Annotated in this window: 15 protein-coding genes; 6 read left to right on the top strand and 9 right to left on the bottom strand. The window is 68.8% G+C overall.

The features are described from left to right. The first annotated feature begins 234 nt into the window (after positions 1–234). Complete coding sequence (locus G6O69_RS00805; protein WP_172301580.1) at positions 235–2,049, top strand: ABC transporter ATP-binding protein; 1,815 nt, start codon at positions 235–237, stop codon at positions 2,047–2,049. Between the two features lie 60 nt (positions 2,050–2,109). On the opposite strand, the gene G6O69_RS00800 is transcribed toward G6O69_RS00805, so the two are convergent. Beyond that, positions 2,110–3,258 carry a type I restriction endonuclease gene (locus G6O69_RS00800; protein ID WP_172301578.1) on the bottom strand — a complete coding sequence of 383 codons (1,149 nt, stop codon included), beginning with the start codon at positions 3,256–3,258 and terminating at the stop codon, positions 2,110–2,112. Between the two features lie 92 nt (positions 3,259–3,350). Between G6O69_RS00800 and G6O69_RS00795 the strand changes: the two genes are divergently transcribed. The 3 genes from G6O69_RS00795 (at position 3,351) to G6O69_RS00785 (ending at position 6,498) form a co-directional block, all read left to right on the top strand. Further along, positions 3,351–3,812 carry a hypothetical protein gene (locus G6O69_RS00795; protein WP_172301576.1) on the top strand — a complete coding sequence of 154 codons (462 nt, stop codon included), beginning with the start codon at positions 3,351–3,353 and terminating at the stop codon, positions 3,810–3,812. A gap of 120 nt (positions 3,813–3,932) precedes the next feature. Next, positions 3,933–5,867, top strand: a complete 1,935-nt coding sequence (locus tag G6O69_RS00790; RefSeq protein ID WP_176396544.1) for a DUF6345 domain-containing protein — start codon at positions 3,933–3,935, stop codon at positions 5,865–5,867. Further along, positions 5,854–6,498 carry a hypothetical protein gene (locus tag G6O69_RS00785; RefSeq protein ID WP_172301573.1) on the top strand — a complete coding sequence of 215 codons (645 nt, stop codon included), beginning with the start codon at positions 5,854–5,856 and terminating at the stop codon, positions 6,496–6,498. The genes G6O69_RS00790 and G6O69_RS00785 overlap by 14 nt, the downstream gene beginning before the upstream one ends. Before the next feature lie 86 nt (positions 6,499–6,584). Here the strand turns inward: G6O69_RS00785 and G6O69_RS00780 are convergent, their stop codons facing one another. Genes G6O69_RS00780 through G6O69_RS00770 form a run of 3 tightly spaced genes read right to left on the bottom strand, consistent with a single transcriptional unit; the run spans position 6,585 to position 10,181 of the window. Continuing rightward, positions 6,585–7,427, bottom strand: a complete 843-nt coding sequence (locus G6O69_RS00780; protein WP_172301571.1) for an alpha/beta hydrolase-fold protein — start codon at positions 7,425–7,427, stop codon at positions 6,585–6,587. Positions 7,428–7,458: 31 nt separating this feature from the next. Next, the gene (locus G6O69_RS00775; RefSeq protein ID WP_172301569.1) at positions 7,459–9,186 is read right to left on the bottom strand and encodes an Hsp70 family protein; all 1,728 of its coding nucleotides are present in this window, start codon (positions 9,184–9,186) and stop codon (positions 7,459–7,461) included. A gap of 26 nt (positions 9,187–9,212) precedes the next feature. Beyond that, positions 9,213–10,181: a J domain-containing protein gene (locus G6O69_RS00770; RefSeq protein ID WP_172301567.1), complete on the bottom strand. Its 969-nt coding sequence runs from the start codon at positions 10,179–10,181 to the stop codon at positions 9,213–9,215. A 71-nt stretch (positions 10,182–10,252) separates the two neighbouring features. Between G6O69_RS00770 and G6O69_RS00765 the strand changes: the two genes are divergently transcribed. Both G6O69_RS00765 and G6O69_RS00760 read left to right on the top strand, forming a co-directional pair. Further along, on the top strand, positions 10,253–11,038 hold the full coding sequence (locus G6O69_RS00765; protein WP_172301565.1) for a hypothetical protein: 786 nt from the start codon (positions 10,253–10,255) through the stop codon (positions 11,036–11,038). Positions 11,039–11,108: 70 nt separating this feature from the next. Beyond that, a complete protein-coding gene (locus G6O69_RS00760) occupies positions 11,109–11,819 on the top strand; it encodes an FHA domain-containing protein (RefSeq protein ID WP_172301563.1) in 711 nt (236 codons plus the stop codon). Positions 11,820–11,834: 15 nt separating this feature from the next. Here the strand turns inward: G6O69_RS00760 and G6O69_RS00755 are convergent, their stop codons facing one another. The 5 genes from G6O69_RS00755 to G6O69_RS00735 all read right to left on the bottom strand — a co-directional run bounded on the left by G6O69_RS00755 (position 11,835) and on the right by G6O69_RS00735 (position 19,176). Continuing rightward, positions 11,835–14,756, bottom strand: a complete 2,922-nt coding sequence (locus tag G6O69_RS00755) for a serine/threonine-protein kinase (RefSeq protein WP_176396543.1) — start codon at positions 14,754–14,756, stop codon at positions 11,835–11,837. After that, positions 14,725–15,582, bottom strand: a complete 858-nt coding sequence (locus G6O69_RS00750; protein WP_172301559.1) for a hypothetical protein — start codon at positions 15,580–15,582, stop codon at positions 14,725–14,727. Before G6O69_RS00750 ends, G6O69_RS00755 begins: the two co-directional genes overlap by 32 nt. Positions 15,583–15,598: 16 nt before the next feature. Then, positions 15,599–16,054, bottom strand: a complete 456-nt coding sequence (locus G6O69_RS00745; RefSeq protein WP_172301557.1) for a hypothetical protein — start codon at positions 16,052–16,054, stop codon at positions 15,599–15,601. 5 nt (positions 16,055–16,059) lie between these two features. Continuing rightward, positions 16,060–17,325: a hypothetical protein gene (locus G6O69_RS00740; protein ID WP_172301555.1), complete on the bottom strand. Its 1,266-nt coding sequence runs from the start codon at positions 17,323–17,325 to the stop codon at positions 16,060–16,062. A 375-nt stretch (positions 17,326–17,700) separates the two neighbouring features. After that, positions 17,701–19,176, bottom strand: a complete 1,476-nt coding sequence (locus G6O69_RS00735; protein WP_172301553.1) for an MBL fold metallo-hydrolase — start codon at positions 19,174–19,176, stop codon at positions 17,701–17,703. Between the last annotated feature and the right edge of the window lie 107 nt (positions 19,177–19,283).

Here is a 19,283-nt window from a genome sequence, read left to right as displayed (position 1 = left end):
AGTCGCGGTGAGGCTGGCGACGGGCGAGGCAGACTCCGGCGAGGGCTGGTGAGACCACGCTGGGTTGCACACGGCTCGCTGGGCTCGTGACCGCGCAACTTCGGCGCGACGATCTCGTGACGGCGACTTCAGAACCCGCAGACTGGGGCAGGACCTCCGCGCTGGGCTGATCCTGGACTCATCTCCACTCGCTCGCGGACCAGGCGCCCGAAAGCCGTGTATATGCAGCGCTTCATGGCGAGCTCTCCCTCCCACCCCTTGGTCCGCTTGTTGCGCCACGCGGACGGGCACCGCGGCACGATCGTCGTCGCCACGCTCTACTCCGTCCTCAACAAGCTCTTCGACCTCGCGCCCCCGATCCTGATCGGCGCGGCCATCGACATCGTGGTCTCGCGCCAGGACTCCTTCATCGCCAAGCTCGGCTGGCCCGAGGCCGAGCAGCAGCTGTGGGTCCTCGCCGGGCTCACGCTCGCGGCCTGGGGCGCCGAATCGGTGTTCGAGTACGCCTACGCCCTGAAGTGGCGGCGCCTGGCCCAGACCATCGAGCACGAGCTGCGCATGGACGTCTACCGCCACGTCCAGGACCTCGAGCTGGCCTACTTCGAGGACCGCAGCACCGGCGGGCTGATGGCCGTGCTCGCCGACGACATCAACCAACTCGAGCGCTTCTTGGACGACAGCGCCAACCAGATCATCCAGCTGATCACCACGATCCTCGTGGTCGGGGCGATCTTCTTCGTGGCCGTACCCTCGGTGGCGTGGATGACCATGCTGCCGATGCCCTTCGTGATCTGGGGATCAATCAGGATCCAGCGCCTGCTCCAGCCGCGCTACGCGGCGGTGCGCGAGCAGGTCTCGCTGCTCAACGGCCAGCTGGTCAACAACCTCGGCGGGATCGCGACCATCAAGAGCTTCACGGCCGAGGACCACGAGGTCGCGCGCATCGAGGCCCACAGCCGCGCCTACGAGGCCGCCAACGGCCGGGCGATCACGCTGAGCTCGGCCTTCGTCCCGGTGATCCGCATGTTCATCGTCGCCGGGTTCACGGCGATCTTGGTCTACGGCGGGCGCATGGCCCTGGCCGGCGACCTCAACGTCGGCCTCTACAGCGTGCTGGTGTTCATGACCCAGCGCCTGCTGTGGCCGCTGACCCGGCTGGGCGCGGTGCTCGACCAGTACCAGCGGGCCATGGCCTCGATCACCCGGGCCCTGGACCTGCTCGACACCGAGCCCAAGATCCGCTCGGGATCCAGGGCGCTCGCGCTTGGCGAGGTCCGCGGAGCCGTGTCTTTCGAGGACGTCGAGTTTCACTACGACCCTTCACTGGGGCCGAAAGACCTCGGCGGCGAGCAGGCGCAGCTCGTGCCGATCCTGCGCGGGCTCAGCGTGGACATCCCCGCCGGGCACACCGTGGCCTTCGTGGGCTCGACCGGCGCCGGCAAGAGCACGCTGATCAAGCTCTTGCTGCGCTTTTATGACGTCAAGGGCGGGCGCGTGTGCCTCGACGGCGTCGACGTCCGCGAGCTCGAGCTCGGCAGCTTGCGCCAGGCCATCGGTCTGGTCAGCCAGGACGTGTTCTTGTTCCACGGCAGCATCCGCGACAACATCGCCTACGGCAGCTTCGACGCCTCGGACGCGGCCATCGTCGCCGCGGCCAAGGCCGCCGAGGCCCACGAGTTCATCCTCGGCCTGCCCAATGGCTACGACACCATCGTGGGCGAGCGCGGCCAGAAGCTCTCGGGCGGCCAGCGCCAGCGCGTGTCCATCGCCCGGGCGCTGCTCGCCGACCCGCCGATCCTCGTCCTCGACGAGGCGACCTCGAGCGTCGACAACGAGACCGAGGCCGCGATCCAGCGCTCGCTCGAGCGGATCACCAAGGACCGCACGACGATCGTGATCGCCCACCGGCTGTCGACGATCCGCCGGGCGGACGCGACCTTCGTGCTCGAGCACGGCCGCGTGGTCGAGCACGGGACTCACGAGGCCCTGCTCGAGCAGGACGGGCTCTACGCCTCGCTGTGGCGCGTACAGACCGGCGAGGCCGCCTGAGTCAGCCCCGCGCGGCGCTCGGACGCCGCGCAGCGCTCGGGGCTGCGCGAGCTCTCCGCGTCAGCTCGCGCGCTCTTTGCCCTCGGGCGTGGGCTCGCCGTCCGCCGGGCTCGCGTCCAGAGACAGCCAGTGCTTGGCCGTGGCCCGCAGCTGCTCGCGCAGGCCGTAGATCGAGTCGAGGCCCTCGATCGGGTGGCGGGTCTCGGTCTTGTGCTCGTCGAAGGTGCCCACGTACTTGCGCGCGCGGTTGAAGTGCAGCCGGCACAGCGGCTTGCGGTTGTTGTCGTCGACGAAGATCGCAAAGTAGGTCTTGCTGTCACGGTAGGTCACGCGCTCGGGGGCGAGCACGTCGCAGACGATGGCCTTGACGATCTGAAAGCCCTCGAGCTCCTCGTTGGTGGTCACCACGCCGTCGCTCGGCGCCGCGGGGGCCTCGGGCTCGTCGGCGACGACGGCCGGGCTGTCTTGGGCCGGGACCTCGACGCGGGCGTCCTCCTGGGCGATGGCCTGGCGCAGCCGCGCGCCCACGCGGTCGCTGACGAAGCCGTTGAGGGTGCGCTTGACCAGCTGGGTGAACTGCTCCTTGGCCGACTGGGTGAAGCGCCCGTTGGGGTTGGCCTGCTGGAAGAAGAAGCGCACGAAGTCCTCCTCGGGCGCCTCGAACTGGCGCTCGAAGGCCGCGCGAATCTCTCGCATGAACTTGAGCTCGCTCGCGGCCTCGAGCATGTCGTCGAGGTCGAAGTGGGCCTTGGACAGCTTGCTGACCTCGTTGATCAGGCTCTCGCGCAGCTCGAGCAAGTTGAGCTCCAAGAACGGCTTTTCGTCCATCTTGTTGGGCTCCTCGAGGTCCGAGTAGAAGCGATAGACGACCCCGTTGGTCAGCACGGCGATGCGCGCCTTGGTGACCGTGAAGTAGCGAAAGAGCTGGCTGGAGTGCGAGATGTCGAGCTCGGCGGCGACTCTCTTGGCCTCGATCAGCATGACGATGTCGTCGCCGCGCTTGATCACATAGTCGACCTTCTCGCCCTTCTTGATCCCGACGTCGGCGTTGAATTCGGGGATGACCTCCGCGGGATCGAAGACGTCGTAGCCCAGGGCCGCGATGAAGGGCATGACCAGCGCGTTCTTGGTCGCCTCCTCGGTCTCGAGCATGCCGGCGGTCTTCTCGGCCTTGGTTGCGAGGTTCTTGAGTTTGTCTTCGAAGTTCACGGGCTCTTGTAGCGTTAATTTGCACCGGTCAATCGATAGATTGAGGGGAGCGCGCGGGCGAGCGCCGCGAGCGCTGGGGGTATACTGAGCCCATGACCGACCGCATGCGCCTCCACTTCGCCATCCAGATCCTCGCCATGATGGTCGGTGTCGCCGGTGCCTGCGTCGCCGTGATGGTCGACGCGATGTTCGCTGTCGAGCCGGCGGCGATGGTCCAGGCCACGGCCGAGTCGCAAGAACTCCCCGAGGCCGAGGTCCTGGATGGCTGCGAGCGCGGCTACAGCTCGGCGCGCTCGCTGGTCGAGGCGGATCTGGACCAGCTGTGGTGGTCGCGGGAGCAGGCCCTCGCCCGCTGCCACGCGAGCCTGGGGGAGGACGCGTCGGCCTGCGAGCCGGGGGCGATCATGCCCCTCGAGCAGGCTGTCTGCTTGGTCGAGGCGCAGATCGGCGAGGGCGAGGTCCAGCGCGTGGAGCTGCGCTTCGACGCGGTGCGTGGGCAGATCCATTGGCTGCTCGGGAGCAGCCGGCGGGCGTTTCGGATCATGCCCTCCTGAGCTCGGGGGCTACCAGGCATCCTCGACTGGCACGAGGCCGTCGTCCTCGACAGCGGCGCGTCGGGGAGCCGCGCTCGCAGGATTGTCTTTGACAGCAGGCCCTTCTCGGGACTGATTGGTGTGGTCGCGGTGGTGAGGCAAGCGCTGCGCTCGTGTCACGTGCTGGCCATCCCTTTGACAGAGATCCAGAGGCTCGACTATGGTGGGCTGATGAAGGGGCTGTCGGGGTCGAGCAGAGTGGCCTTTGTGCTGTCCGTGCTGACGATCGCGTGCGCTGATACGTCGATCTCCAGCGAAGGCTCGACCGGCGCTGACGAGGTCGGCGAGCCGGATGCCACCGACCAAGGCCAAGAGGACGACGGCTCACCCGCGGGCGCTTACGAGACCTTCTTCATCGGCGAGAGCACCAAGTTCGACGGGGGCGGGGCCTGTGAGAACGAGGATGTCTCCACGGTCACGAGCACCCTGCGCAACCGTCTGGACAAAGCCGGCTGGTCTGGGTTGCGCTTTGTCGACGACAATAGCTGGCCCGAGGACTTCTGGGAGCGCAGCATCTTGGCCCTCGGCCTCGACGATACCTATGGCGATCAGGCCTCGCTCGTGGTCTACGCCGGGCACGGCAACGTGGGGCGCTTGCAGTGGGGCCGCCCGTCGGACAATGGAAATTGCCGGGCTCGTATCCGCACGGAGGTCCGGCTGGGTCGACTCGCTGGCGACCGAGCCCGAGTCGCCATGTTTTTGACCTCGTGCACCTCTCGGCAAGACCTGCTGTGGTCGAGCTATCGGCAGAACGCCTTTCGTCAGGTTCTCGGCTATCACAATTCTCCCTACGTCGGCTATGACGAGGCCCGCAAGGTGTTCAAGCGCACCCAGGATGGACAGCCCACGGCCTACGCCTGGCTCGACGAGATGGAGAACAACGGCGCGCCGGGTAAGAACTCTCCTGTCACGACCACCCTGGGCAGCTCTGCAGCCGAGGCCGAGGCTGTCCATCCCCACACCAACCTCGCCGATGGTGAGGGCTTGTTGGGCGAGCTCCCCGAGCCGGCCGGTGGCTACTACTTCGAGATGTACGACAACGGTTGCACGTCTCCTTGTGGCAGCTGCTCCAGCAGCCTGCAGTCGATGCCTGAGGTCTCCATGGGACAGGTGGTGACGCGCCTGGAGCTGACCCGGCCTCAACGTGGGCGCGTCGAGTTGCGTGAGCGCGCGAGCGGCTTGGTCCTCGCTCTTGGTGGGGCCTTCGACCCAAGCGAGGACGAGAGGCTGGCGCGCTGGGCCGCCGAGATCGAGGCCAGTGGGAGCCTTGCCTTCGTGAGCCTCCTCTGCGACGGAGAGATCTTCGATCTCAGCTACGACCCCGATAACGATGAGCTGCGCGTGAGCAATCGTAGCGCCCTGGAGCGTGCGCGACCAAGCGTAAATCGACACCGCATGGTGGCTGACACGCTGAGCATGGACGAGACCCAGACGATTGCCGAGGGCACGCTCGCTCGGCTGCGCGACCAGCTGGACGCTTCCATGACCTGGGACGCAGCGATGGAAGTTGCCACGCGGTCGGGCGGATTTGGTAGCCGAGAGGATGAGGGAACCGCTCCCGCGACCCCCTTTGAGTACCTGTTCTCGATCCGGCCCAGGGTGGATGGCTTCGAGATCTCTGGTGCCGAGCTCCGCGTCGGAGTCACGCGCCTGGGCGAACTCTCCAGCGTTGTCCTCTCCGAGGTCTCGGCTCAACCGGCGGGCGCTGCCAAGATCCAGCGCACTGTGAAGCAGGCCGTCGCCGATCTCGAGGCAGGGCTGCGGGCTGTCGAGCCGGGGATGGGGGAGCTCGTCTTCGACGAGCTGCGTTTGGGCTACGCCCTGAGCGAGGGGGAGCGCGCCGCTGTGGTCGAGCCCGGCGTGCTCGTCGGCCATGTCGCCGCCTTCGCCCAAGGTGAGTCCGTCTCCCGGCGGGTTCCACTTCGGGTTCCGCTGACCTGCACGGCTTGCGACCCAGTGTTGCTCGCGCAGGCCGATCCTTCGCCCAGCCCTGGAGATAGCCGTGCTCCACGCTAGCCGTGCTCTCGTAGCCCTCGCCGCCTTGGCCATGATGAGGACCTGCCCCAGCGAGCAGGAACCTTGTCAGTACGAGGACTCGCCGCTCTCGGCCGATGACCTCACTCCTTGGGGAAGCGTCGTCGGGGAAGAGCTCGCCCAACTCGTGGGCCCCTACGAGGGCACCTGGTACTGGAAGGAGAGCCATGAGTACGTGGAAATCGTCGATGGCGGTCAAGCTGTCCCGGCGTCGGCCACCCTCGAACTCGACCTCGAGAGCATCCGATTGCACGAGTACGTCGCGGGTCGAGGGGTTGCCTGTGCGCCGACCGGGGTCGAGGTGGAGGGGGTGTTGACCTTTCGAGACGCGGAGGAGCAAGTGCTCTTGCGGGCGCCGCTGACCGTCTTCCGCGGGGAGAACCTGTACTACGCCGATGAGATGCTCCGGTCACCTGTCGAGGACTACACCTCGAAGGTCATTCCCAGCCCCGAGATCGAATCACAGCTCGACTCCAGCGGGCTGTCGGTGGTCGTCGACTGGGGTCCCGAGGGGGAGTCACTCTACGCGGATCTCGTCTACGGTGGCGTCGAGATGCTGACCGACGGGTCCGGCTGGGGGCCGTCGGTGTACGTCGCCGAATTCATTCAATGACGCCAGTGTGACGCGAGGGCCAGCGCAGGGCCGTCAAGTGGGCTCTGGGATCGACTCCAGGGCCAAGGTCGGCTGCTATAGCCGCCTCAGGGCGCGAACACGAGCCGCAGCGCCCGCAAGGCCGCGGGGTTGTAGATCGTGTTGTGGTGCTCCAAGCGCAGCGGGTCGTACCACCAGCGCAGGCACCTGGGCGCGTGCTCCTCGAGCGCCGCGACGAGCAGGTCGGCGCCCTCCTGGTGCTTCCAGCCCTCGTCGGCGGTGGTCAGGTAGAGCGAGCGCCCGCGAAAGTCACCGGCCTCGAGCAGCGCCGCGGCCTCGCGCCCGAGGGCCATGTCTTGCCACCACAGTGAGGGGCTGATCGCCAGGTAATGGGTGAAGCTCTGGGGCGCGCGCAGGAAGGTCTCGGCCACGAAGAGTCCGGCGAGGCTCTCGCCGATCAGCGCGCGCTCGCGGGTGGTGCGGTAGCTGGCGTCGATGGTCGGCTGGACCTCCTCGACCAGGAAGCGGCGGAAGTCGGCGGCGCCGCCGTTTTGGGGCAGTCGCTCGCGGTCGAAGGCGACCTCCGAGGGCGAGGTGAGCTCGTGGCCGCGGTCGTTGGACTGCACGCCGACGAGGATGAACTCGCGGTACTGGCCGCTGAGGCCCGCGAGCGCGGCCATGCCGGCCATGGGGACGAAGTCCTGGTGCGTGCCGCCGTCGAGGAGGTAGAGCACGGGGTAGCTGGCCTCGCCGCCCGCGTAGCTCGCGGGCAAGTAGACGTTGATCAGCCGATCTTCGCCGAGGATCTCGGAGTGGAGCACGAGGCTGTGGCCGAGCACGATCTCGCCGGCCTCGACGGGGGGAGGCGTGGGCGCCTGGGGACGGGCGCAGGCCGCTGTAGTGAGGGCGAGGGCGAAGGAGAGGGGGGCGACTCGTAGGAGCTCGTTCATGAAGTGCCTGTATGTGCCTGTCCGTGGTGAACTAGAGAAAACGCGAGAGGCCCTCGATGGTCGCCTGAAGCGACTCGCGGGCCTGCTCGATCTCCCGGGGCTCCTGCCCGCTGAGCGCGACCTCGAAGAACTGAATCTGCTCGCGCAGCAGCGCTCGCGGGGCGCCGCGCAGCTGCACGTGCAGCGCGTCGGCGCGGGCGAGGGTCGTGCGGTTGGGCAGGCTCTCGCGGGGATGGAACTTCAGGCGCTGCATGGCCGCGCGGGCGCGCTCCAGGGCGCTGGCCGTGAGCGCACCAGGGCGCTGCTCGATGACGAGGCTGTGCTTGTCCCCGGTCGCCTCGACGATCGCGTCGATCTCGAGGATGCCGTTGAGGTCGTAGGTGAAGCGCACGCCCACGCTCTTGTGCTCGGACGAGCCCGCGCGCGGCAAGGGCACGCGGATCTCGCCCAAGAGCGTGTTGTGGCGGACCAGGGCGTGCTCGCCCTGATAGATCCGGAGCACGAGGGTGTCCTGGGCGTCGTGGAGCGGAAGGTAGTGCTCGATTCGGCTCGCGGGGATGACCGTGCCGCGCTCGAGCACCGGCGAGAACATCCCTCCGATGGCGCGCCCGGCGACGCGGGTCGAGGTCTCCACGCCCATGCTGAAGGGGGCGATGTCCGTGACGACGAGGTCTTCGACGGCCTCGTCGTCGGCGATCAGCGCGGCCTGGATCGCTGCGCCCATGGCCACGGCCTCGTCGGGGGGCAGGCTGCGATTGGGCATGCGCCCAAAGATCCGCGCGGCCAGGGCGATGAGGCAGGGCATGCGCGTGGCCCCGCCGACGAGCAGGACCTCGTCGATGGCCGAGGGCTCGAGCTCGGCGTCGGTGAGGGCGCGGTTGATCGGTCCGCGCAGGCGAGCGAGCAGCGGCTGCCAGTGCGCCTCGGCGTCGGCGCGGGTCAAGCTGAGCTCGAGGTCGAGGCGCTCGTCGCCGAGGGGAAAGTCGGGGAGCGGAACGCGAACCTCCTCGGCCGCGCTGAGCCGCCGCTTGGCTCGCTCGCAGGCGGCGAGCAGGCGGGCGTGGATCTGCGGATCTTCGAGGTCGGGGGGAACGCCCTGCTGCTCGGCGATGCGCGCGGCGAGCAGCTCGACCAGGGCCTCGGCGAAGTCCTCCCCGCCGAGGCGAGCGTCGCCGGCGGAGGCCTGGATCTCGATCACGCCCTCGATGATCTCGAGCACGGTGACGTCGAAGGTCCCACCGCCGAGGTCGAGGACGAGGGCGCGCAGCTCCTGGTCGAGGCGGTGCAGACCATAGGCCAAGGCCGCGGCCGTGGGCTCGTTGATGAAGCGCAGGACCTCGATGCCAGCCAAGCTCGCGGCGTCGCGGGTGGCCTGGCGCTGGAGATCGCCAAAGTAGGCGGGCACGGTGATCACGGCCTGGGTCACGGGCTCCCCCAGGGCGGCCTCGGCGTCACGCTGGAGGCTGGTGAGCACGAGGGCAGACAGCCCCGGGGCCGACATCGACAGCTCGCCGAGGTGTTGGCGGCGGCTGGTGCCCATGTCGCGCTTGAAGTTGGTGGCGCAGCGCTGGGGGTGGGTCAGCGCTCTCGCGCGGGCGGCCTCGCCGACCAGGAGCTCGCCGGAGTCGTCGATGCTGACCGCGCTGGGGGTCGTGAGGCTGCCGACTGGCGAGGGCAGCAAGACCGGTTGGCCCGCGCGCATGATCGCAACGAGGGAGTTCGTGGTGCCGAGGTCGATGCCGACGATGGGTGTGGACATGGGGGCTCGTCGTTGCTGCGCTGTGCTCAGCTGCAAAAGTGCAAGCCGATGATGAGGATCACGACGCCGGCTTTGAGCAGGATCTGGAGGAACTTACGCATGAACTGGGCGCGCTCGCCACCAAGCTGAGGATCGGTGGTTTCGCCGAGGCTGGCCGAGTAGATCGCGGCGAGGCTGGGCGCGTGATGGTGCAGCTGCGCCCGGGTCTTGCGGGCTGCGCTCGGGCGGGCCTCGGCGAGCTCGCTGAGCTCCACGCGGCGGGCGTCTGGATCGCGCTCGTGGAGCGCCGAGGCGATCAGCGCGTAGAAGGGAGGTGGACAGCCCGGGGACTTGTCGACGAACTCGACGAGCTCGGCGAGCAAGAGCAGACAGGCCCGCTCCTCGTCCTCGAGCGCCGCGCTGCTCGGATCCAAGTCCGTGGTCAGCCTCGACCAGCGCGAGAAGGCCTGACAGGCGGGCTCGGGGTCGGACGCGTGCATCAAGGCCGCCGTGGTGATCTCGAAGATCAGCGCAGCGGGTGGGGCCGGAGCCGCTTCGAATTCGGCGAGGTCGAGGGCTTCGTCGATCAGCGCCCAGGTGGCCGCGAAGGTCCCGGTCTCCAGGGCGGTCTCGAGGGTGGCGTCGATGGCCTCGACGAGCGTCCACAGCTGGTCGCGCGGGGAGGGAGGGGCCTCGGCCTGTGGCAGAGGAGGGTCGAGGATCGGCGCCTCGTTGGCACTTGGGGCCGCTGATGAAGGTAGGGCCGCGAGAAAATCGGCGTTGGTCTCGCCGGATCTAGAAAGAGCGCTGGGCTCGTCCCATTCGTCTCGCGCGTCCCATTCACTGTCCTCGCGCCACGACTCGAGCAGCTCATAGGCGGCGCGCAAACGCTGAAAACCCTCGGGGTCACGCTCGGGCTTGGCCTTCTTGATCTTGCGCAGGTAGGCGCGCTTGAGCGTGCGGGCATCGGTGTGCGCGTCGACATCGAGGATGGCGCGAGCTTCGTCGGGGCTCATGGGGCCGGGATTCTAGTCGACCGAACAATAGGCGTCTACGCGTCGGACTTTGTGAGGGTAGGATTGAGCCCATGCTGACTTGTCACGCCTGTCATCGCTACGTCCGAGAGGACGAGCACCACTGCCCTTTTTGCGCCGCGAGGCTGCGCACTGTCCAGGCGCCGAGCGTGCTGCCTTCGCTCGCGCTGGTCGCGGGCCTGAGTCTGCTCGGGTGCAGCGACGACGGAAGTGAGGAGGCGAGCACTGACGACAACGCGGGGATGGACACGGAGGAGAGCGGGGAGAGCACGACGGCGGGGAGCGAAGGAGAGAGCGAGGCCGGCGAGACCGAGGCTGGCGAGACGGGGTCGGGAGAGTCGGGGTCGGGAGAGTCGGGGTCGGGAGAGTCGGGAGAGACGACCACGGACACGAGCGGAGAGACGACCACGACCACGACCACGGGCGAAGAGGAGTCGGCCGAAGAGTGGGCGGAGGAGGGGGGAGCCGACTACGCCGGGCCGCCGGAGTGCTCCGATATCTTCGAGGGCACCTGGTCGCTCGGGGACAACCCCGTGGACACGACGCAAGGGAGCAGCTGGGTGTGGAGTAGCTGCGGAGAGGCGAGCGGCGATGGGAAGGATGTGCTCCGTCTGTTCACCGCGGAGGAGGCCGGGGTCTACAGCTTTGCGCTGGTCGACGCCGACTTCGAAGGATGGCTGGTGCGCGGACTGGGCTTCGAGTGCGAGGCCATGGACGATCCCGAGTGCACGCTGCCGCAGGCGTCTTTGGTCCTCGACCTCAGCGCCGGCCAGGAGGCCTACGTCTGGGTCGATGGCACGGACTCGGGGACGGGCACGGTGGTCGTCAGCCAAGAGTGAGCTGCCCTGTCCTCTCGGCCATCCCCGCGTCTGGGTTTCGAGCAGCCGCTTTCGTGGGACAATCGTTGCAGTGGGCACGATCGCCGAGCGCTGGCTCCTCGAATTCGAAACGGGCTACTGCATTAGCTTGCGCGCGGGGGTGACGGTGCTCGGGCGTGGATCTTCCTGCGACGTCGTGCTGGATGACCCCGCCATCAGCCGGCGCCAGCTCCTGCTCTTGCCTCGGGCCGAGGGGGTCGAGGTCGTCAACGTCGGGCGCCAGGTCGCTAGCGTCGACGGCCAGGCCATCGACGCGCCGACCTTGGCGCGAGCTGGCGGCCGGCTGAGCATCGCTGGTGCTCCCCTGGGCACCATCTTGGTCCAGGGCTCGGACCCTTCGCAGGAGGCCAGCACGGTCCTGGGGCCGCGCGGCGAAGCCTCGCCTGCGGGCCTAAGCCTTCGCCTGGAGCGCTACGCTCGCGGCGGACTGTTGACTCTCAGCGAAGCTGACGAGCAGCGCTCGGTCTACCTCGCGCCGCTTCGCTTCTCCCTGGTCCACGCCCTACTCGTCCCCTCGCCACCCGCGAGCCCCGGTGACTTCGTCAGCGTCCGCGAGCTGTGTCGCCAGATCTGGCCCGACGACCTTCACAAGGACGACAACGACTTTGGCGTGCTGCTCCACCGCCTCCGCCAGGACCTCCAGCGCGCCGACTTGGACCCCAAACGGCTGGTCGAGCGAGCCCGCGGGACCGGGATGATCCGAGCCCCGCTGGCCAGCGAGGCCACGATCATCAGCGAGTAGTCCGCGCGCTCGCGCTCACTTTGCGAGCAGCTCCTCGAGCCGCCGGATCGCCCGGACGTTCTCTGCGTCGAACGCCCAACAGTCTCGCAGCCCCGCCTCTGCCGTGCTTCGCCAGCGCTCCGCCTCCCCCTGCGCGCGCAGCAGCGCCGTGTGGACCGCCGAGAGCCGACACTTTCCGCCCTCTTGGTCGCGGCTCTCGACGAGCCCCGGCGCGAGCGCTTCCCAGGCGAGGGTCGGCTCTCCGAGGGCGAGCCAGGCCATGGCGATCAGGCCGCGGATCTCGGTGATGTGCTGGTGCCCGGGAGCCAGGTGGGCCACGCGAATGGCCAGGGCGCGCTCCAGCGCTGCCAGGGCCAGGCGAGGGTGGCCGAGGCCGAGCTCGGCCTCACCGAGGCCGCTGAGCATCGTCGCCAGGCGGATGTCGTCCGCTCCGAACTCCCGCTCGCGGATCGCGAGGGCGCGCGCGTAGACCACCCGCGCGGCGGCGAAGTCCCGCTGATGAAGCGCGAGGTTGCCCAGGTTTCCGAGCACGCTCGCCACCGCTGGCTCCTCGGGTCCAAACTCTCGCTCGCGGATGGCCAGCGCGCGCTCGAGGTTGTTCCGCGCCGCCTCGTAGTCACCGACCATGCGATAGACCACCCCGAGGTTGCTGTGCATGGTAGCGACGTCCTCGCTCATCGCTCCCTTGCTCGCTGTCCAGCTGTCTTTGGCGGCTTCCCAAGCGGTGATGGCCTCACGGTAGCGCCCGGTCCGAGCGTGGAGGATGCCGAGGCTGCTCAGCCCCCGGGCGACGAGAGGGTGGCCGTCGCCGAGCTCGGCCGTCCACAGCGCGTAGGCTTGCTCGAGGCTGGCCTGAGCAGCCTCGTCGTGTTGCAGCTCGAGCTGCACGAGCCCGATGTCGTCGAGGACCTCTGCGTGCAGCAGGGGATCGGGGCGCGGGAGCTCGTCGAGGAGGGTCTGGGCCTCGCGGTAGGCGGCCAGCGCCTGCTCGGGCTCTCGCGCCGCCTCGTGGACCTCACCGCGGCCGAGCGCGAGCTGAACCCTGGCCAGCGCGTCGCCGCCGTGGTCGATCTTGGCCTGCGCCAGGCGGGCCCACAGCAGCGCGCGCTCGGCCTGTGCCAGGCGGTAGCCGCGGACATGCACCAAGCGCAGCGCGGCCTCCTGGGCGAGCTCGTCCGTGCCGCAGGCATCGGCGTCGAGGTATGCCTGCTCGAGCACCTCGGCCGCGGGCCTGGCCTCGCCGAGCTCGTCGAGGAGCTGACCATGGGCCAGCCCGACCTCCGCCAGCAGGGGTCGGTAGCCGAGCCTCGCCGCCTCCTCAAGCAGGGCCTCGCTGCGCGCGCGCGCCTCGACCAGCCGCCCCGAGCGGCCGAGCGCCCGGACCGTGGCGAGGGCCTCGCGGATCCTGGCGTCGGCGGCCTCCGTCGCTAGATCGTCCGGCGGCGGTCGCTCGGCGCTGACATAGTCGAGGTCTGCGCAGCGCTCGATCTCGGGGAGCGCCGCCGCGGCTGCCACGGCCCGCTCGGCGACCTGGTCGTCCGCGCTCGCGAGCACCCGCGCGAGCGCCCCGAGCTCGAGCGCGCGCCGGTCCAGGCAGTGCATGCGCGCGTCCATCATCGCCTCGGACTGCTCGCCGTGGACCCGCGTGGCCTCGCAGGCCTGGGTCCTCGCCGCCTGCCAGTCTTCGGCGTAGGTGTCGAGGCGGCCGATGACGGTGGCGGCGGTGTGCTCACCGTTGCTCGTCGCGAGCAGGGCCCCGCGGACCTCTTCGCGGACGTCTTCGTCCCACACCCCGATCAGCGCCTGCTCGGCGGTGCAGCGCTCGCCGTCGACTCGAGACCAGGCGAGCCCGGCGACGAAGGTCAGCAGTGTGAGAGCCGAGCCGAGCAGCGCCGCGCCCCGTCGGCGCCGTCGGGCCTCTGGATCCAGCGCCTGCAAGAGCGCGTCCATCGACGGCCACCGCCTGGCTCGCGGGCCGAGGCCACGCTCGACCGCCGCGTGCACCCACGCGGGGACCTTGCGTCCTGGCAGCGGGGCCGCGAGCGGACCAGCTTTCATGTTTGCGCGCAGCTCGGGGATGTCGGCGCCGGCGAAGGGACGCACGCCGTAGAGGGCCTCGTAGAGCGCGACGCAGAAGCTGAACTGATCGCTGAGCGCGTCGGCCTGTGCGCCGATGAGCAGCTCCGGGGCCATGTAGGCCGGGGTCCCAACCAGTGCCCCGCTCTCGGTCATCGATGCCAGCAGCTGACCGGGGAGGCCGCGCTCATGCTCGAGGTCGCTGGACTCCCCGAGGCGAGCCACGCCGAAGTCGGCGACTCGGATGCGGCCATCGCGACCGAGCAGCACGTTGGCTGGCTTGAAGTCACGGTGGATCAAATTCACGGCGTGGGCTGCCCGCATGCCGTAGCCGGCCTGTGAGAACAGGTGAAGGATCTCCCGCCAGCTGCGCGCGTCCGCGGCGAGCCACGTCGCCAAGCTGGGCCCCTCGACCAGCTCCATGGCGATGTAGACCTCGTCGCCGACGCTGCCGACTTCGTAGACGACCACGACGTTGGGGTGGGTGAGGCGAGCCATGGCCTGGGCCTCGCGCAGCAGCCGGCGCTGGCGGTCCGCGGAGCGCGTCGCCGGGCTGACGAGCTTGACGGCGACGCGCCGGCCCAGGGTCTCGTCGATGGCCTCGTAGACCACGCCCATGGCTCCGACGCCGAGCACCCGGATGACGCGAAAGCGGCTGATGGACGCGAGCGCGGCCGCCTTTGGGAGCAGGCGCGGATCGAGAGCGTCGATCCCGCTCGAGTCTATGGTCTCGGCGGTCTGAATCTCGTCGTCATAGCACGCACGAGGGCGGGCGCCCCCGGCCGAAGAGCCTGGAGACGCCCGCTTCGTCGGTGGGTGAGCGCCGAGCTCAGCGACCGATCGCCAGCCAGTGAAAGCCATACGAGCCATCGATCGAGGCGTCGCGGTCGACGATGAAGCTGCGCGCGTTGACCGGGCGAGTCTGCGAGACGATCGCCCGCGAGCCGGCCCCCTGCAGCGCCGTGATCACGGCGAAGTTCATGTCCTCGAAGGGCTCGGGGAAGGAGAATGCCTGCTCGTAGTCCGAGTTGGTGGTCGCCCGGCCCCACTGGAGCTTGAGGTCGCCGATCTGCTGGACCCCGGTCGCGGTCTTGCCAGGCTTGGCCCCCATCGCTACGTAGTTGAAGTCGATCCCGCCGTTGACGTCGTTGTGGCGATTGAGGGTGAGCTTGCGGTTGGGTCCGTCGAAGCTGGCCATGCCCAGCGCCGAGCGAATGTTGGCCTCGGTGACGGTCAGCACCGCCGCGGAGGTCCCCCCGCCGAGGGCCGTTGGGGTCGTGAACACCTGGTTGCCGTCGTAGTCGCTCAGCGCGTCGTTCCAGGTGATCACGCTGTCGCCGAGGGTGGCGTAGTGAGGGGCGGCGATCGAGGTGCCCGGAGCGTCGCCGATCGCCAGCCAGTAGAAGGGGTAGTTGCCGTCGATCGCACCGTCGCGGTCGACGGTGAAGCTCGAGCGTCCGCGGCTGGCCAGCGCCAGGGCGCTCCACACGTTCTGCCGTGAGCAAGAGGTCAGCAGGGCATAGCAGCGGCTGCCGAAGGACTGGTGCAGGGCAAATGCCTGGCTGGTGTCGAGGGTGCTGTTGTGCTGGCCCCACTGGAACATCAGGTTGCCGACGACGGCGGCGTCGTGAAAACCGTTGTAGTAGTAGCCTGCGTCGGTCTTGATGGTGAATCGTGTTGCGGTCATGACTGAAGCTCCGAGATCACCAGCCGACGGCGATCCAGTTGAAGGGGATGGTGCCGTTGATGGCGGCGTCGCGGTTGACGATGAAGCTGGCCTCGTTGATCGGGCGCGAGACCGACAGGCCGGCTTGGATGTTTGGGGACATGATCGAGGTGACGACGCTGAAGTTCATCGAGCCGAAGCTGGTCGGCAGCGAGTAGAGCTGCTCGTCGTCGCTCGAGGAGTTGCTGCGACCCCACTGGATGGTCACGCCGCGCTCGCGGAGGATGCCCTGGCTGAGGGTCTCGCCCTCGGCGGGGCCGATCGCCAGGTAGGTGAAGGGCAAGCTGCCGTTGATGACCGCGTCGCGGTCGACGGTGAAGCTCCCGGCGCTAGTGTGCGCGGCAGAGGACTTGAAGGGTCCCAGGCGCCGGACCGCCGGTTGCTGACGAGGCGCGAGGAGGGAGTTTGTCGGGCACAAATGACTGACGAGCAACGAAGTCAGCGGCCGGTGCTCCAAGCCTGGGGCCCTTCAAGTCCTCTGCCGCGCACACTAGCGTTGACCGAGCTCAGCGAGATGCCCGGGCGGACCCCGCCTTGATCGGCGCATACGACCACCGAGACCGGCCCGCTGCCGAACTTTGCCGGCAGGCTGAAGCTCTGGCCGTCGTCGCTGGTGCTGACGCCGCGGCCCCACTGGATGCGGACCGAGCCGTGGTCGACGTAGCCGCTCTCGGCCATCGAGGCGCCGGGAGCAGGGCCGAAGGCCAGCCAGTTGAAGGGGATGTGATAGCTGATGTCGTTGTGGCGATCGATGCTGAAGCTGTTGGCCGCGCGGGCGCTCACGGACAGGCTCGAGGCGATGTTGGGCCGGGCGGTGGTCACCAGCGCGGCTCGGCAGGGGCCGCCAAAGCTAGTCGGAAAGCCGACGACCTGGGCCCCGTCGACGAAGCTCGCGCCCTGGCCCCAGGCGAACATGAAGGTGTCGATGGCCACGCCCGAGGACGAGGCGTTGACCAGATAGGGCGGGGGCGGGCTGTCGCTGCCGCCCCCGCCAAAGAAGTCGGCGACGGCGTCGACGATGCTGCCGGCGAAGTCGGCGACGTAGTTGGCGACGTCGGTCGCGAGGTGGCCGAGATCCTGAGCCCAGCCTAGCAGGTAGTCCTCGATGATGTCCTCGATCTCGTCGAGCATCACCTCGAGGATCTTGTCGGAGATCGACGAGATCGAGTTGAGGGGGACCGAGAGGGGGATCGGGCCGACGCTCACGCTGACGCCGAGGATCGACGCCGAGACGGTGAAGGCTTGGCTGGTGCCGAGGGCCGGGAGGGTGTCGAGTTCGATTGTGGTGATCTCCTGGAAGGTGAACTGCGGGGTCAAGGACACGCCCTTGTAGGAGAGCGGGAGATCGACGGTAATGTCGAGGGTGACCTCGACCTCGTTGCCATCGAGCTTGACCCGGCCACCGACCTCGGCCCCGTCGACGTCGACGCTCGGCAGCGGGACGTCGAAGCCGGTCTCGCTGGCCATGATGTAGATCTCCTTTTCATAGAGACCCGCGAGCAAGATCAGCTTGCCGTCGATGGTCGCCGACAAGGGGTCGTAGCTGCCCTGAATCAGGGCGCCGGCGTCCTCGTCTTGGCTCGAGCAGATCCGCAGAACATCGATGCCCGAGAACTGATGTACGATGAGCTCGAGCGTCCCGCTAAAGCCGCTATTCGTGGTTTCGACCGTGGCGGTATATCCACCAATGTTGATTGTTGCCATTGTCTTCTACGCTGTGTCGAGGGTTGGGCGACGATCCCTCGCGCCGCGTCATCGCGGGTGCGCTCGGGGTCGCCGTCGGGTCTCAACATGCACGTCGATCCGCGGCCGAACCATGTCATCGACATTACGCGGAGCGATGCGCGCCCCGATGCGCGCCCCGACGAGGCTGGTCGAGGCGAGGGGGCGTGAGCCCATCGCTAGTGTGCGCGGCAGAGGACTTGAAGGGTCCCAGGCGCCGGACCGCCGGTTGCTGACGAGGCGCGAGGAGGGAGTTTGTCGGGCACAAATGACTGACGAGCAACGAAGTCAGCGGCCGGTGCTCCAAGCCTGGGGCCCTTCAAGTCCTCTGCCGCGCACACTAGTTCAGGCCGCGGGTCATGTCAGCGAGGCGAGCAGGCGAGCGTAGAGTCGACGGGTGCGATCGGGTCGGTGCAGGGGATGGGCAAATTCCCAGAGCAGCTGCGGCGAGACTCGCAGGCGCTCGGGGGCGGCGTTCCACACCCGCATTCGCCCTGCGTAGCAAAGCGCGCTGGCTGGGAGCTCGCCCTCGAGCAGCGCGAGCAGGTCGACGGCCCAGCACTCGAGCCCCGAGGCGTAACGGAGCGTCGGCTCGGCGCAGCTGCGTGGCTCGAAGCGCCCGCGGGTGGGCGCGTAGACGTAGACCAGATCGTCGGCGCCGAGGCGGCGTAGAGCCAGGCACAGCGCCGCCTCGCGGCCATCGCCGAGGCGGGGCGGGAGCGAGTGCAGGGCGCGAAAGATCGGGCCGGCAAAGAGGAAGCGGGCGAGCGCGTCGAGCTCGAGCTCGACGCGGGCGCGGGCGTCTTCATCGAAGGTCGCGGGGTCGGGCTCGGGGGCGGGGTCGGGGACGCTGGCCGGGGCGTAGTCCGCGAGCGTCGGCCCGGGGCCTCGGTAGTCGCGCGCAGGCCATCGGTCGCGCGGCTTGAGGTGCACGAAGGTCGCGCTGCTCGGTGTGTCGACCAGTCGACCTTCGCGCAGGCAGAGGATGTCGCCGGGCACGAGCGCGCGGGTGCGAAGCTCCGGTCGCGCGTTGGCGAGGGCCTCGGCGAGAGCATCGCCGTCGATGGGGAAGAGGTGGTGGTTCATCCACGCGCGCGCACCGTCGAGGCTCCAGCCGCCGCCGCAGATCGCCGCGAGCGCAGGGAGCCCCCACTGCGCGACGAGCTCGTCGAGGCGCCGGGACAGCACGCGAGCGAGGAGCTCGGTGTCAGATGGCTCGTCGCGGCAGCTCGGGTCCGGGGTGGGGGTCGTGGACAGGCCGATGTGCTGGAAGCTGGCGCGCGAGCTGTTGTTGGCGATCGTCCAGATCCCCGGGGCGACGCCGAGCTCGGCCATGCGCGACCACAGCCCCGGCGGCGGCGGGAGGTCGACGGTCGAGGCGAAGCTCCCGTGGCCCTCGCGGTCGTGAATCAGCAGCGCGCAGGCGTCCCACTCGTCGCCGGATCCTGGGGCGCGGTGGTCTCCGAGGTAGGTGTGGACCATCAGCCCGCCGAGCTCGAGGCTGGTCTCGGGTTCGAGGGCGTGGATCGAGGTGAAGCCGAGGTCGGCCACGGCCGCGAAGGCCGCTGCGCTCGCGCGGCTCGACAGCCACAGCGGGACTTCGCGGTCGAGCGCGGCCAGCGAGCTGAGGTCGAAGTGGTCGTCGTGTTCGTGGCTGATGATCACCGCGTCGATGCGCGAGAGCGCGCCCACCTGGATCTGGCGGGGCGGATAGAGCAGACCCAGCAGTCCACCGTGGCCGAAGCGCGCGCCGAGCAGCGGGTCGAGGAGCAGCGAGGTCCCGGACGCGGAGATCTGCCAGCCTTGATGGCCGAGGAAGGTGGATGAGAACACTCGTGGCTCATAGCGCGGCAGAGCGCAGGGGGATAGCCCGTTGCTCGGGACCGCAGTCGAGCTTGGTTTGCGCGACTAGCGGGACTTCGCGGTGTGGATTCGAGTGA

This window comes from Pseudenhygromyxa sp. WMMC2535 (assembly GCF_011083025.2).
Note: the sequence above shows the minus strand (reverse complement) of the source record. Positions and strands in the feature narration are given on the sequence as shown.